This is a genomic window from Pseudomonas putida NBRC 14164 (assembly GCF_000412675.1).
GTDB classification, from domain to species: Bacteria; Pseudomonadota; Gammaproteobacteria; order Pseudomonadales; family Pseudomonadaceae; genus Aquipseudomonas; species Aquipseudomonas putida.
The window spans coordinates 4,677,593-4,691,443 of the sequence record NC_021505.1 but is presented as its reverse complement, the minus strand read 5'-3'; the positions used below and the strand labels follow the sequence as shown (position 1 = coordinate 4,691,443).

The following is a 13,851-nucleotide window of genomic DNA, read 5'->3' as shown; positions in this document are numbered from 1 at the left end:
GTGGGAGCGGGCGAGCCCGCGAAAAATTCAACTCCCTTCGCCCGCCATGCGCCGCTCATGCTGGAACTTCCAGCGCACATACAGCAGCCCGGCAATGAACAACCCCAGGCTCGCCAGCACTTCAACCCAGCCAAACACCGCCCGCGCCGGGTCGAACGCCGCCAGCACGCCCTTGATGAAATAGATATTCACCACGAAACAGGCCCAGGCATGTGCCCGCGCGCTGCCTGTCAGCATGCCCGGCAACAACAGCAGCAGTGGCACCAGCTCTATTGCCAGAATCACCCCGACTCGCGCTCCATGCAGGTTGGCGAACCACAGGTTGTTCACCAGCAGCAGGCCGATCAGGCCGAAGAAAAACGCCAGGCTCAACGCCCGTGTCAGGCGCAGGCGCGGTGCCAGCCATTCCAGCGGCGGCAACACCTTGGGCTTTTTAGCCACGCGCGGCCTCCAGGGCCTTGGCCGTGGTCGCCAGGCGTTGTCCCAGAGCGCGGCACAGGGCAATTTCGTGCTGATCAAGCTCACGCTTGCCATCGGCCCCTGCATGGTGGCTGGCGCCGTAAGGGGTGCCGCCGCCGCGGGTTTCCAGCAAGGCCGACTCACTGTACGGCAGGCCCATCACCAGCATGCCGTGGTGCATCAACGGCAACATCATCGACAGCAGGGTGGTTTCCTGGCCACCGTGCAAACTGGCGGTAGAGGTGAACACGCCCGCCGGCTTGCCGACCAGTTCACCGCCCAGCCACAGGCTGCTGGTGCCATCCAGGAAGTACTTCAGCGGCGCTGCCATGTTGCCAAAGCGGGTCGGGCTGCCCAGTACCAGGCCTGCGCAGTGGCGAAGGTCGTCCAGGGTGGCGTACAGCGCACCACTGGCCGGAATGTCCGGTGCCACCGCTTCACATTCGGTAGAGATAGCAGGCACTGTGCGCAGGCGCGCCTCCATGCCGGCCAGTTCGATTCCGCGGGCGATGTGACGGGCCATTTCGCTGGTCGAGCCATGGCGGCTGTAGTAAAGCACCAGGATGTAGGGCGCGCTCACGGCAGGATCTCCAGCACTTTTTCCGGCGGGCGGCCGACCACGGCCTTGTCACCAGCGACCAGAATCGGCCGTTCGATCAGTTTAGGGTGCTGGGCCATGGCATCAATCAATTGTGCGTCGGTCAGCGCCGGGTCGGCGAGGTTCAGCGTTTTGTATTCGTCCTCGCCGGTACGCAACAGCTCCCGCGGGGCGATGCCCAGCTTGGCGAGCAGGGCCTTGAGCGTGGCGGCGTCGGGTGGGGTTTCCAGATAACGCACGATGGTCGGGGCGAGGCCACGGGCTTCGAGCAGTTCCAGCGCGCCGCGGGATTTCGAGCAGCGCGGGTTATGATAGAGCGTCAGGTCAGTCATGTCGGGTCGCATCCAGCTGGGTGTGGCGGCTATTCTAACCGCAGCGACTGACTCATTTGCTTTAAAACTCGAGAAGGATTGACCCATGGCAAGGCGTCTGGCAGCAGTACTGGCCATCACCGCGAGCCTGTTGCTCGGTGGTTGCGGTGCCGATTATGGCGTGGACCAGCACGGTAATACGGTTAAGGCCGAACAGATCGAAGGGCACTGGCTGGTGCTCAACTATTGGGCCGAATGGTGCGGGCCGTGCCGTACCGAAATCCCGGAGCTGAACACGGCGGCCAAGCAGTGGGCGGCCGATGGCATCAAGGTGGTGGGGGTGAACTTCGATGGCTTGCAGGGGCAGGACCTGAAACAGGCCTCTGAAACCCTGGGCATCGGTTTTACCGTGCTGGCCCAGGACCCGGCCGAGCGCTATGACTTGCCGCGTAGCGAGGCGCTGCCGGTGACCTACATCATCGATGACAAGGGCAAGGTGCGCGAACAGCTGCTGGGCGAGCAGACCCTGGAAGGGCTGCAGGCCAAGATCAAGGCCCTGAAAGGCGCCTGAAGTCAGCCTGTACCGACCCTATCGCCGGCAAGCCAGCTCCCACAGTTACTGCACAGCATATGAACCCTGTGCAGTACCTGTGGGAGCTGGCTTGCCGGCGATAGGGCCGGTACAGGTATAGTGATTCAGCCTTCTTCAGGCCAGAACCGCAGCGGCTTGCCTTCGGCCGGCCAGAAGCGCATCTGCTCCACCGGCGACACATCCCAGCGCTCTACCGTTTCCAGCGCCTGCAAAAAGCGCTTTTCCTGCTCCATCAACGCCGGTGCGCACAGCTTGCGGGTCTTGCCGACCTTGCCGAAGCTCAGGCGCTCGCCCTCCAGCGTATACGGCGCAAACCAGTGGTTGCAGCCGCCATTGCCGTAGGCGCGGCCGTCGCTGGCCAAGGTCAGGGTCAGGTGGCTGTAGTCGATCAGCGGGCGCTCGCCAATCCATTCCAGCACGTAGCTGCGCTCCTGCTGCAGCTTTGAAGGTTCTGCGGCGCAGCCGAGCAGGCCGGTGGCAATCAGCACGCCGGTCAGCAGATTCTTCACTCGGCGCTCTCCTGGCAACGCGGGCACAGGTGTTTTTCGCCACGGCTGGCCCAACCCAGTTCGGCAATGCGTGCGCTGGCGGCGGGCTGACGGGCTTTCTTGCCCAGCTTGGCGTCCACGGCAAATTCAAAATCCAGCACGGCGTCGCAGCTGTCGCACTCGACCTGCCAGGTGAGAATTTCCAGTTCGTTGAACACCGGTCCGCTGGCCACGGCGACCCACTGGCCGCGCGGATTGATCAAGTGGCGCACGCTGTCCACGGTCAAGCGCATGGACAAATCCTTGCTGCCCTTGAGGGTCACCAGCAGGGTGTCGCCTTTATGCATCGAACCACCGTTGCCGGTGACCTGATAGCGGCCCGGCACCAGTGCACGGCACTCGATCAGGGTGTGTTGCGGGTTGAAAAGGGTGTAGCGGAAATCGTGCTCGACCATGGGTCCTCCAGAAATGCCGCGTATCCTAGCACTAACCCATTACCAGATTCTGTGGATTGCCTGCCGCCCAGCGGTTGATGTTGTCGAGCGTGGTCGCGGCAATGGCGTCCAGCGCCTCGCGGGTAAGGAAGGCCTGGTGGGCAGTGATGATCACGTTGGGGAAAGTCAGCAGGCGGGCCAGCACATCGTCTTGCAGCGGCAGGTCGGAGCGGTCCTCGAAGAACAGCTGGGCTTCTTCTTCGTAGACGTCCAGGCCCAGGTAGCCAAGCTGGCCGCTTTTCAGCGCCTCGATCAGTGCCGGGGTGTCGACCAGTGCGCCACGGCCCGTATTGATCAGCATGGCGCCGGGCTGCAGCTGGGCCAGGCTTTGTGCATTGATCAGGTGCCGGGTGTGCTCGGTCAGCGGGCAGTGCAGGCTGATGATACGGGCTTCGCGCAACAATTCGGGCAAGGTCAGGTAGCGCGCGCCGAGGGCCAGCAGCTCCGGGTTGGGGTAAGGGTCGTAGGCCAGCAGTTGGCAGCCGAAGCCGGCCATGATGCGGCCGAAGGCAACGCCGATCTGGCCGGTGCCGACCACGCCGACGGTTTTGCCATGCAGGTCGAAACCGGTCAGCCCGTGCAGGGTGAAGTCGCCTTCGCGGGTGCGGTTGTAGGCCCGGTGCAGGCGCCGGTTGAGGGCCAGGATCAGTGCCACGGCGTGTTCGGCCACGGCGTGGGGCGAGTAGGCCGGCACGCGTACCACGGCAAGGCCCAGGCGCTTGGCAGCGGCCAGGTCGACGTGGTTGTAGCCGGCCGAACGCAGTGCGATCAGGCGTGTGCCGCCTTCGGCCAGGCGCTGGAGCACCGGGGCGTCGAGTTCGTCATTGATGAAGGCGCAAACAACTTCATGGCCACTGGCCAGGGCGGCGGTGTCGAGGGTCAGGCGAGCGGGCTGGAAATGCAGCTCCAGCGCGCTGCCGCGGGCGGCCTGGGTGAAGCTTTCCTGGTCGTAATGCTGGCTGCTGAACAACAGGGTGCGCATGGTGAGGCTCCTCCTACAAATGCTGTGTAGGCCACAGCAGCGGCCATGCACTTAGGCTGGCCTGCGCCGCCAGCCGGCTGATTGCGCCGTCCAGCTCATCCAGCGCTTGCTGCGCCTGTGGGTGTTCCTGCTTGAGCAAGGTCTCGCTGCGCTGGCACGCGGCGCGCAGCTGCGGCACGCCGCAATAGCGCGAGGCACCGTTCAGGCGGTGTACCTGTTCTATCAGGCGGTCGCGGTCGTCCGCCTCGCGAGCAGCGCGTATGGCATCGCGGTCCGCGTCCAGCGACGAAAGCAGCATGCTCAGCATGTCGGCCGCCAGGTCCGCCTTGCCCGCCGCCAGGCGCAGGCCTTCTTCGGGGTCGAGCACCTTCAGGTCATCACTGCTGGTCGCTTGCTCGGCCTGCGCCTGTTGCGGCACGCCCAGGCTCAGGCCGGTCCACTTCATCACCACCTGGGCCAGTTGCCGCTCGCTGATCGGCTTGGTCAGGTAATCGTCCATGCCGGCGTGCAGCAAGGCGCGTTTTTCGTTGGCCATGGCATGGGCGGTAAGGGCGACGATCGGCAACGGGTTGCCACTTTGGGTGTTTTCCCAGAGACGGATCTGCTCGGTGCAGACACGGCCGTCCATGCCGGGCATCTGCACGTCCATCAGCACCAGGTCGAACGGTTCATCCTGCACGGCCTGTACCGCTGCATAGCCGTTGTCGACGGCCAGCACCTCGGCGCCCAGGTCTTCGAGCAGGGTCTGCACCAGCAGCAGGTTGGCGGCATTGTCGTCGACGCAGAGGACCTTCGGCTGGCGCTGGCCGTTGAGGCTCTGAGCCTCGCTCTGCGGGCGGCGCGGTTGCACCAGTTCCATCAGCAGGCGGCGCAGTTTGCGGGTGCAGGTGGGCTTTGACAGCAACTGGCCATGGCCGTTGGGCAGGTACGGGTGGTACAGCGCCTGCTCGGTGGTCGGGCACAGCACCACGCACTGGCAGTGGTAACGTTCGAGTTGCTGGTGGTAGTGGCCCAGTTGCTCGGGCGAAAGGTTGCCCAGGTTGGCCCCGAGCACGGCGAACTCGAACGGCAGGCCGGCCTGGCTGGCAGCCTGAACCGCCTGCAGCAACTGGTCGTAGGAAGCAAACAGGCTAACGCTGAGGCCGCAGTCTTCCAGTTGGTGCTCCAGCGCCTGGCGTGCCAGCTCGTGGCCATCGACGATGGCTGCGCGACGGCCCAGCAGCGGCTGCATCGGCTGCTCCTCGAGGTCGTCGTGGGCTTTGGGCAGGTTAAGGCTGATCCAGAACTGCGAGCCCTCGCCCGGGGTGCTGTCGACGCCGATTTCGCCGCCCATCTGCTCGATCAGGCGCTTGGATATCACCAGCCCCAGCCCTGTACCGCCGGGTTGGCGTGCCAGCGAGTTGTCGGCCTGGCTGAAGGCCTGGAACAGCGTGCGCACCTCCTGCGGCGACAGGCCGATACCGGTGTCCTGCACGCTGATGCGCAGTTGCGCGCTGTCTTCGTGTTCGTCTTCGAGCATGGCGCGCACGACGATGGTGCCTTCGCGGGTGAACTTGATGGCGTTGCTGACCAGGTTGGTGAGGATCTGCTTGAGCCGCAGCGGGTCGCCGATCAGCGAAGACGGGGTGTCGCGGTAGATCAGGCTGAGCAATTCCAGCTGCTTGGCGTGGGCGGCCGGGGCGAGGATGGTCAGGGTGTCCTGGATCAGGTCGCGCAGGTTGAACGGAATGCTGTCGAGCACCAGCTTGCCGGCCTCGATCTTGGAGAAGTCGAGGATCTCGTTGATGATCCCCAACAGGTTGTCGGCGGACTTCTCGATGGTGTTCAGGTAGTCCAGCTGGCGTGGCGTCAGCTCGCTTTTCTGCAGCAGATGGGTAAAGCCGAGGATGCCGTTGAGCGGGGTGCGGATCTCGTGGCTCATGTTGGCCAGGAATTCCGACTTGATGCGGCTGGCCTCAAGGGCCTCCTTGCGCGCCATGTCCAGCTCGATGTTCTGGATTTCGATGGTTTCCAGGTTCTGGCGCACGTCTTCGGTGGCCTGGTCGATGCTGTGCTGCAGCTCTTCGTGGGCGTTCTGCAGGGTTTCGGCCATGCGGTTGATGCCGCGGGCGAGCTCGTCCAGCTCATGGCTGCCCATGGTCGGCAGGCGTTCTTCGAGGTGGCCGTCCTTGAGCTGGTTGACCGCGTGCTTGATGCGTTCGATGGGGTCGTTGATAGTGCGGCTCATGCGCAGCGCCAGCAGGCCGCTGAGCACCAGGCAGGCGAGGATCAGAAGCAGGCTGGTGAACAGGTTGCGGTAACCGCGCAGCAGGGTGCCGTCGTGCGACAGCTCGATCTCGACCCAGCCCAGCAGGCGCTCGGCTTCGGCCGGCACGGCATCGGTGGCGAGGTCGCGGTGGTGGCCGAATACGGGCATCAAATAGCGGGTGGCGTCATTGCCGCTGCGCTGCAGCAATTGCGTGCCGGTACCCCCGCTGGGAGGCTGGTTGAGCATGCTCGGGCCGGCGTGTGCCAGGCGCGTGCGGTCCGGGGCCAGGAAGGCAACGGCGCGTACGTCGGCCTGTTCCAGGGTTTGCGCGGCAATGCGCTCCAGCTGTGCGGGCGCAAGCCGGGCCATGGCAGGCGCAGCCAATGGCGCCAGTTGCTCGGCGATCATCTTGCCGCGTTGCAATAGCTGGGTGCGCAGGTCGTTCTGTTGCAGCCAGGTGAAGTAACTGCCCAGCACCAGGGCCATCAGGCCGGCAGGCAGCAGGGCCAGTAGCAGAACCCGGCTGCGGATTCCCAAGCGATCGAGCACACTCGCCTCCTGTGATGTGCCTGGAAGCCGTCAAGCGATGACGGCCAAGCCGGGAAGTTACTCCGCCTGCAGCGCTATTGCACCTCTTTAGTCGCTGTTTTGCGTTGTTGCCGGGGCATTGGTCGCAGGGCGGTTGCCTGACCGGTAGTGGATACTCAATAATTGCGCAATTGAGAATGCATGGCAGTTGCCAATGAATCCTGTAACTATTTACAACTCCAATATCCTCGCCATCGAGGATGACCCGGTCCTGGGTGCCTACCTGCACGAAGAGCTGCAACGTGGCGGCTTCCAGGTCACCTGGTGCCGTAATGGGCTGGAGGGACTGGAAACGGCTGGTCGCGAGGTTTTCGATGTGGTGCTCATGGATATTCTGCTGCCCGGGCTGAACGGCCTGGACGCCCTGGCGCAGCTGCGCAAGCGCAGCGCTACGCCGGTGATCCTGATGTCGGCGCTGGGTGCCGAGGCCGACCGCATCAGTGGCTTCCAGCGCGGGGCCGACGATTACCTGCCCAAGCCCTTCAGCATGGCCGAGCTGCAGGTGCGCATCGAGGCAATCCTGCGCCGGGTGGCCCTCGAACGCCGTCATCAAGCCCCGCAGGAGCAGGCTGCCTGCGGCGAGCTGCAGTTCGACGAGGGGCTGTGCGATGTACGCCTGAATGGCCGCCTGGCAGGCCTGACCCCCAGCGAGTACCGGCTGTTCGACATCCTCAACCGCAACTTCGATGATGTGCTGAGCAAGCCGTTCCTTTACCAGCAGGTGTTGCAGCGCGGCTATTCGCGGCACGACCGCAGCCTTGACATGCACGTCAGCCAGATCCGCCGCAAGCTCAAGGGGATCGGCTATCACGAGCGGCAGATCCGTACCGTGTGGGGCAAGGGGTATGTACTCAGCACCGGCGAGGCAGAGTGAGCCATGCTTGACCGCCATTCGCTGTTCTGGAAGCTGGCCATCCTGCTGGTGGGCTTTTGCCTGCTGATGATCGGCCTCAGTTACACGTGGGGCCGGCATATGGAAATCCAGAATGCCTTCCTCTCGGAACCGGCGCGGCAGACGCTGCGAGGCTACGCCAGTGAGGCTGAGCAGGCGTGGCGCAGTGGTGGGCGGGAAGGGCTGGACCAGTGGGTGACGGCGATGCACCAGCGCGAACGGGGCTGGGTTGGCGTGCTCGATATCAACCTGCGACCGCTCGACAGCGCTACTCTCGATCCGCAGATCATGCAGCGACTGACGCGTCTGCGCGGTGTCGACTGGCCGATGAGCCGGCGCAGCGTCGACCAGCCGTGGGTACGCATACCGTTCCCGGGGGCACCGGAGCAGGGCATGCTGGTGATCGAACTGCCGCAGCGGTTCAACCCGGACCAGTACCGGTTGCTGTGGCGCATCGTCACCAACGGCATTATCCCTGGCCTGTTCACCTTGCTGTTGTGCGTGGGCCTGTACCGTATGTTGATCGTGCCGCTGAACCAGCTGCGTGAGCAGGCCAATGCCTGGCGCGCTGATCAGCTATCGGCGCGCCTCGACTCGCGCACCATTGCCCGGCATGACGAACTGGGCGAGCTGGCCCGCGCTTTCGACCAGATGGCCGAGCGGCTACAGGGCACTGTGGCCATGCAGCAGCAGTTGCTGCGCGACCTGTCCCACGAAATGCGCACGCCATTGAGCCGGTTACGGGTGGCCTGCGACGGCGAAACCGACCTGCAGCGCCTGCGCGAGCGCCTGACCCGTGAAGTGGACTGCATGCAGCAGTTGGTGGAGGACACCCTGCAGCTGGCCTGGCAGGACGCCGAGCGTGCGCCGATGAACCTGGAACCCATCGAAGTCCACGCGCTTTGGGAATTGCTGGCCGAAAATGCCAGCTACGAGAGTGGTTGGTCGCCCGCGCGCCTGCGCTGCGAAGTACCGGCCGACTGCTGGGTGCAAGGCAACCTCAACCATCTGGCCCAGGCGCTGGAAAACATCTTGCGCAATGCCATTCGTCACTCGCCGCCTGAGGGTGTGGTGCGCCTGGGTGGGCAGCGCGAAGGCAGTTATTGGTGGCTGTGGCTGGAGGACGAGGGTGGCGGTGTGGCTGAAGAAGACCTGGAGCGGATCTTCGCACCCTTCTCGCGGCTGGACGGTTCTCGGCCGGGGGACGGTGGTTTTGGCCTGGGCTTGAGCATCGCCCGCAGTGCCATCCAGCGCCAAGGTGGCACCTTGTGGGCGCAGAATGGCAAGCATGGGCTGCGGCTGTGGATGCGATTGCCGTTACATGTACCGGCCTCTTCGCGGGCAAACCCCCTCCCACAGGGTTACCACTACTCTTGAGGCCAGTGGCGTACCTGTGGGAGCGGGTTTACCCGCGAAGAGGCCCGCACAGGTCATCGATATAGCTTGTAGCTATATGGACCACAGATTGCGTGATATGGCCGCGAGGGGTTTGCCGGTATGATAGGCGCCCCTGCCGTCCGGATTGTGAAATACACCATGACCTTGCAGTACCCAACCATCGCCGATTGCGTCGGCAATACGCCCCTGGTTCGCCTGCAGCGCATTGCTGGTGAAACCAGCAACACCCTCCTGCTCAAGCTCGAAGGTAACAATCCTGCCGGCTCGGTGAAGGACCGCCCGGCGCTGTCCATGATCACCCGCGCCGAATTGCGGGGCCAGATCAAGCCCGGCGACACCCTGATCGAAGCCACGTCCGGCAACACCGGTATCGCCCTGGCAATGGCGGCGGCGATCAAGGGCTACAAGATGATCCTGATCATGCCCGACAACTCCACCGCCGAGCGCAAGGCCGCCATGACCGCCTATGGCGCCGAGTTGATCCTGGTGACCAAGGAGGAGGGCATGGAAGGCGCCCGCGACCTGGCCGAGAAGCTGCAGGCCGAAGGCCGCGGCCTGGTGCTCGACCAGTTCGCCAACGGCGACAATCCGATTGCCCACTACAACAGCACCGGCCCTGAGATCTGGCAGCAGACCCAGGGCAACATTACCCATTTCGTCAGCTCCATGGGTACCACCGGCACCATCATGGGCTGCTCGCAATACCTCAAGGAGCAGAACCCGGCGGTACAGATCATCGGGCTGCAACCTATGGAAGGCTCGGCCATTCCGGGCATTCGCCGATGGCCCGAGGAATACCTGCCGAAAATCTTCGACGCCACCCGCGTCGACCGCGTGGTCGACATGTCGCAGCAGGAAGCCGAAGACACCACCCGCCGCCTTGCCCGTGAAGAGGGCATTTTTTGCGGCGTGTCCTCAGGTGGTGCGGTTGCAGCCATGCTGCGCCTCTCCCGCGAAGTGGAAAATGCCGTGATGGTCGCCATCATCTGCGACCGCGGCGACCGTTACCTGTCCACCGGCCTGTTTGATCCGAGCTAAATGTCCAAGAAAAAAAGCAACAGTGGCCTGCGCTTCCAGCCGGCCGGCGGCAACCGCACTCCCCAGGTCCCCGTGGGCAAGAAGCAGCGCCTGGACATCGAGCGCCTGGCCGGTGACGGCCGTGGCATCGCCTTCCTCGACGGGCGCACCTGGTTCGTCAGTGGTGCCCTGGCCGGTGAGGCCGTGGAGGCGCGGGTGCTCAACGCCCGTGGCAAAGTGGTCGAGGCCCGCCTGGAGCGTCTGCTGCAGGCCAGCCCTGAGCGCCGTGAGGCACCGTGCCGCCATTATGCGCGCTGTGGTGGCTGCAACCTGCAGCATCTGCCGCATGAAGCGCAGCTGGCGCTCAAGCAGCGCACCCTGGCCGAGCAACTGCAGCGGGTGGCCGGCGTGCAACCCGAGGAATGGGCCGCACCCCTGAGCGGGCCGGAATTCGGCTACCGGCGGAGGGCCCGTGTGGCCGTGCGCTGGGACGTCAAGGCGCGTCAGCTGGAGGTGGGCTTCCGTGCCGAAGCCAGCCAGGACATCATTGCCATCGACGATTGTGCAGTGCTGGTACAGCCCTTGCAGTCGATTCTGCGCCACTTGCCGACGGTGCTGCGCTCGTTGAGCAAACCGCAGGCGCTGGGCCACGTGGAACTGTTCAGTGGCACCGCCGAGGCGGTGTTGGTGCGCCACGTTGCGCCGCTGCCGGCAGAAGACCTGGCAAAGCTGCAGGCGTTCTGCGAACAGGCCAATGCCCAGCTGTGGCTGCAAGGTGAAGATGAGCCGGCGCCGGTGGACCCTGCCGCGCAACTGGGCTTTGCCCTGGCGCCGTGGCAGCTTGAGCTGGCCTGGCGCCCAGGTGACTTCGTGCAGGTGAATGCCCAGGTCAACACAGCGATGATCGAGCAGGCCCTGGGCTGGCTCGCGCCGCAGGCCGACGAGCGGGTGCTGGACCTGTTCTGCGGCCTGGGCAACTTTGCCCTGCCGCTGGCCCGCAAGGCCCGCGAGGTGGTGGCTGTCGAAGGTGTACAGGCCATGGTCGATCGGGCCGCGGCCAATGCCCGGAACAACAATGTGCATAACGCACGGTTTTTTCAGGCCGATTTATCGCAGCCTTTGGCAGGCACCGGATGGGCCGCCGAGGGCTTTTCTGCGGTACTCTTGGATCCACCGCGCGACGGTGCGTTCGAGGTGGTGCAAGGCATCGCACGCCTCCAGGCCAAACGGCTGGTTTACGTATCGTGCAACCCGGCCACGCTGGCGCGAGACGCGCAGGTGCTGGTCGGCCAGGGGTACCGGTTAAAAAGGGCCGGGATTCTCGACATGTTTCCTCAAACGGCGCATGTCGAGGCCATGGCGTTATTCGAAGCGGGCTAGCAGACTGGCCCCTTGGTGTGGCTTCCATGGAATGGCAGCCACACGGTGATCGCCAGCGCACCCGCGTGGTGCGCTGTATGGAAAGGTAAAACAAAGATGGTACAGGTGAGAGTGCACCAGCCGGTCAACACCGACGGCAGTATCAATCTCGAAGGATGGTTGGACCATGTGGTAAGCGTCGATTCGGCACTGGATCGCGCAGCGCTCAAAGAAGCCTGCGAGTTTGCCCATGAGATCGAGAAAAAGGGCAACCCGGCCAAGCATTCCTGGGCGGACGGTACGTCCAGCTTCCAGGCGGGCCTGGAAATTGCCGAAATCCTGGCTGACCTCAAGCTGGACCAGGATTCCCTGGTGGCCGCGGTCATCTACCGTTCGGTACGCGAGGGCAAGGTGACCCTGGCCGAGGTCAGCCAGCGGTTCGGCCCGGTGGTGTCCAAGCTGATCGACGGCGTGTTGCGCATGGCCGCCATCAGCGCCAGCCTCAGCCCGCGGCAGTCGCTGGTGCTGGGCTCGCAGGCGCAGGTCGAGAACCTGCGCAAGATGCTCGTGGCCATGGTCGATGATGTGCGTGTGGCACTGATCAAGCTGGCCGAGCGTACCTGCGCGATCCGTGCGGTCAAGGCCGCCGACGACGAGAAACGCCTGCGTGTCGCGCGTGAGGTATTCGACATCTATGCGCCGCTGGCGCACCGCCTGGGTATCGGCCACATCAAGTGGGAGCTGGAAGACCTGTCCTTCCGCTACCTCGAACCCGACCAGTACAAGCAGATCGCCAAACTGCTGCACGAGCGCAGGCTGGACCGCGAGCGCTTCATCAGCGACGTGATGAACCAGCTGCAGAACGAGCTGCTGGCCACGGGCGTCAATGCCGACATCAGCGGCCGGGCGAAACATATCTATTCGATCTGGCGCAAGATGCAGCGCAAAGGCCTGGAATTCAGCCAGATCTACGACGTGCGTGCAGTACGCGTGCTGGTGCCGGAAATTCGCGACTGCTACACCGCGCTGGGTATCGTGCACACGCTGTGGCGGCACATCCCCAAAGAGTTCGACGACTACATCGCCAACCCCAAGGAAAACGGCTACCGCTCGCTGCACACCGCAGTGATCGGCCCCGAGGGCAAGGTGCTGGAAGTGCAGATCCGCACCCACGGCATGCATGAAGAGGCCGAGCTGGGGGTTTGTGCCCACTGGCGCTACAAGGGCACCGACGTCAAGCCCAGCTCCAACCATTACGAAGAGAAGATCTCCTGGCTGCGCCAGGTGCTGGAATGGCACGAAGAGCTGGGCGACATCGGTGGCCTGGTCGAGCAGTTGCGGGTCGACATCGAGCCGGACCGGGTCTACGTGTTCACCCCTGACGGCCACGCCATCGACCTGCCCAAAGGGGCCACCCCGCTGGACTTCGCCTACCGTGTGCACACCGAGATCGGCCACAACTGCCGGGGTGCCAAGATCAACGGCCGTATCGTGCCGCTGAACTACAGCCTGCAGACCGGTGAGCAGGTGGAGATCATCACCAGCAAGCACGGCAACCCCAGCCGTGACTGGTTGAACTCCAACCTGGGCTACGTCACCACCTCGCGGGCGCGGGCCAAGATCGTGCACTGGTTCAAACTGCAGGCGCGTGACCAGAACGTCGCCGCCGGCAAGACCTTGCTCGAGCGCGAGCTCAGCCGCCTGGGCTTGCCGCAGGTGGACTTCGAACGGCTGGCCGAGAAGACCAACGTCAAGACCGCCGAGGACATGTTCGCCTCGCTCGGCGCGGGCGACCTGCGCCTGGCCCACCTGGTCAACGCCGCTCAGCAGTTGCTGGAGCCCGAGCGTATCGAGCAGATCGAGCTGGTGCCGCGCAAGCCTTCCGGGCCGCGTACCGGCAAGCGTGGTGACATCCAGATTCAGGGGGTCGGCAACCTGCTGACGCAGATGGCCGGGTGCTGCCAGCCACTGCCGGGCGATGCCATTGTCGGTTACATCACCCAGGGCCGAGGCGTGAGCATCCACCGCCAGGACTGCGCCTCGGTGCTGCAACTGGCGGGCAAGGAGCCGGAGCGCATGATCCAGGTGAGCTGGGGGCCGATCCCGGTGCAGACCTACCCGGTCGACATCGTCATCCGCGCCTACGACCGCCCAGGGCTGCTGCGCGATGTGTCGCAGGTGCTGCTGAACGAGAAGATCAACGTGCTGGCGGTGAACACCCGCTCGAACAAGGAAGACAATACGGCGCTGATGTCGCTGACCATCGAGATTCCGGGCCTGGACGCGCTGGGGCGCCTGCTGGGACGAATTTCGCAGTTGCCGAACATCATCGAGACGCGGCGTAATAGAACCCCTTGAGACCGGGGCGCCTGCTTCGCGGGTAAACCCGCTCCCACAGGTACGTTACAGGTACTCGATCCTGTAG

The 13,851-nt window shown here is 64.3% G+C and carries 13 protein-coding genes; 6 read left to right on the top strand and 7 right to left on the bottom strand.

The features are described 5' to 3' along the window. Positions 1–27 precede the first annotated feature (27 nt). From PP4_RS20790 to arsC, 3 genes are read right to left on the bottom strand one after another with little or no spacing between them, the layout of a single operon-like run. The gene (locus tag PP4_RS20790) at positions 28–441 is read right to left on the bottom strand and encodes a DUF2069 domain-containing protein (RefSeq protein WP_016501125.1); all 414 of its coding nucleotides are present in this window, start codon (positions 439–441) and stop codon (positions 28–30) included. Then, positions 434–1,039, bottom strand: coding sequence for an NAD(P)H:quinone oxidoreductase (wrbA, locus tag PP4_RS20785; protein WP_016501124.1), 606 nt, complete (start codon positions 1,037–1,039; stop codon positions 434–436). The genes PP4_RS20790 and wrbA overlap by 8 nt, the downstream gene beginning before the upstream one ends. Next, on the bottom strand, positions 1,036–1,389 hold the full coding sequence (arsC, locus tag PP4_RS20780) for an arsenate reductase (glutaredoxin) (RefSeq protein ID WP_016501123.1): 354 nt from the start codon (positions 1,387–1,389) through the stop codon (positions 1,036–1,038). Before arsC ends, wrbA begins: the two co-directional genes overlap by 4 nt. Positions 1,390–1,474: 85 nt before the next feature. Here arsC and PP4_RS20775 point away from each other — a divergent pair, with 85 nt between their 5' ends. Beyond that, positions 1,475–1,939, top strand: a complete 465-nt coding sequence (locus PP4_RS20775; RefSeq protein WP_016501122.1) for a TlpA disulfide reductase family protein — start codon at positions 1,475–1,477, stop codon at positions 1,937–1,939. A gap of 125 nt (positions 1,940–2,064) precedes the next feature. Here PP4_RS20775 and PP4_RS20770 read toward each other — a convergent pair whose 3' ends face one another. The 4 genes from PP4_RS20770 to PP4_RS20755 are packed head-to-tail and all read right to left on the bottom strand — an operon-like array spanning position 2,065 to position 6,721. After that, positions 2,065–2,469 (bottom strand): META domain-containing protein, encoded by a 405-nt coding sequence (locus PP4_RS20770; RefSeq protein ID WP_041167849.1) that lies wholly within the window; start codon positions 2,467–2,469, stop codon positions 2,065–2,067. Beyond that, complete coding sequence (locus PP4_RS20765; protein ID WP_016501120.1) at positions 2,466–2,903, bottom strand: hypothetical protein; 438 nt, start codon at positions 2,901–2,903, stop codon at positions 2,466–2,468. Before PP4_RS20765 ends, PP4_RS20770 begins: the two co-directional genes overlap by 4 nt. 31 nt (positions 2,904–2,934) lie before the next feature. Then, a complete protein-coding gene (locus PP4_RS20760) occupies positions 2,935–3,924 on the bottom strand; it encodes a 2-hydroxyacid dehydrogenase (RefSeq protein WP_016501119.1) in 990 nt (329 codons plus the stop codon). 13 nt (positions 3,925–3,937) lie between these two features. Continuing rightward, on the bottom strand, positions 3,938–6,721 hold the full coding sequence (locus PP4_RS20755) for a response regulator (protein WP_016501118.1): 2,784 nt from the start codon (positions 6,719–6,721) through the stop codon (positions 3,938–3,940). A 193-nt stretch (positions 6,722–6,914) separates the two neighbouring features. Here PP4_RS20755 and PP4_RS20750 point away from each other — a divergent pair, with 193 nt between their 5' ends. The 5 genes from PP4_RS20750 to relA all read left to right on the top strand — a co-directional run bounded on the left by PP4_RS20750 (position 6,915) and on the right by relA (position 13,784). Further along, entirely contained in the window at positions 6,915–7,634 is a 720-nt protein-coding gene (locus PP4_RS20750; RefSeq protein WP_016501117.1) for a response regulator transcription factor, read from the top strand. 3 nt (positions 7,635–7,637) lie between these two features. Beyond that, on the top strand, positions 7,638–9,029 hold the full coding sequence (locus tag PP4_RS20745) for a sensor histidine kinase (RefSeq protein ID WP_016501116.1): 1,392 nt from the start codon (positions 7,638–7,640) through the stop codon (positions 9,027–9,029). Between the two features lie 159 nt (positions 9,030–9,188). Beyond that, the gene (gene cysM / locus PP4_RS20740; protein WP_041167848.1) at positions 9,189–10,088 is read left to right on the top strand and encodes a cysteine synthase CysM; all 900 of its coding nucleotides are present in this window, start codon (positions 9,189–9,191) and stop codon (positions 10,086–10,088) included. After that, the gene (gene rlmD, locus PP4_RS20735) at positions 10,089–11,447 is read left to right on the top strand and encodes a 23S rRNA (uracil(1939)-C(5))-methyltransferase RlmD (RefSeq protein ID WP_016501114.1); all 1,359 of its coding nucleotides are present in this window, start codon (positions 10,089–10,091) and stop codon (positions 11,445–11,447) included. A 96-nt stretch (positions 11,448–11,543) separates the two neighbouring features. After that, positions 11,544–13,784: a GTP diphosphokinase gene (relA, locus tag PP4_RS20730; protein ID WP_016501113.1), complete on the top strand. Its 2,241-nt coding sequence runs from the start codon at positions 11,544–11,546 to the stop codon at positions 13,782–13,784. Positions 13,785–13,851 lie beyond the last annotated feature (67 nt).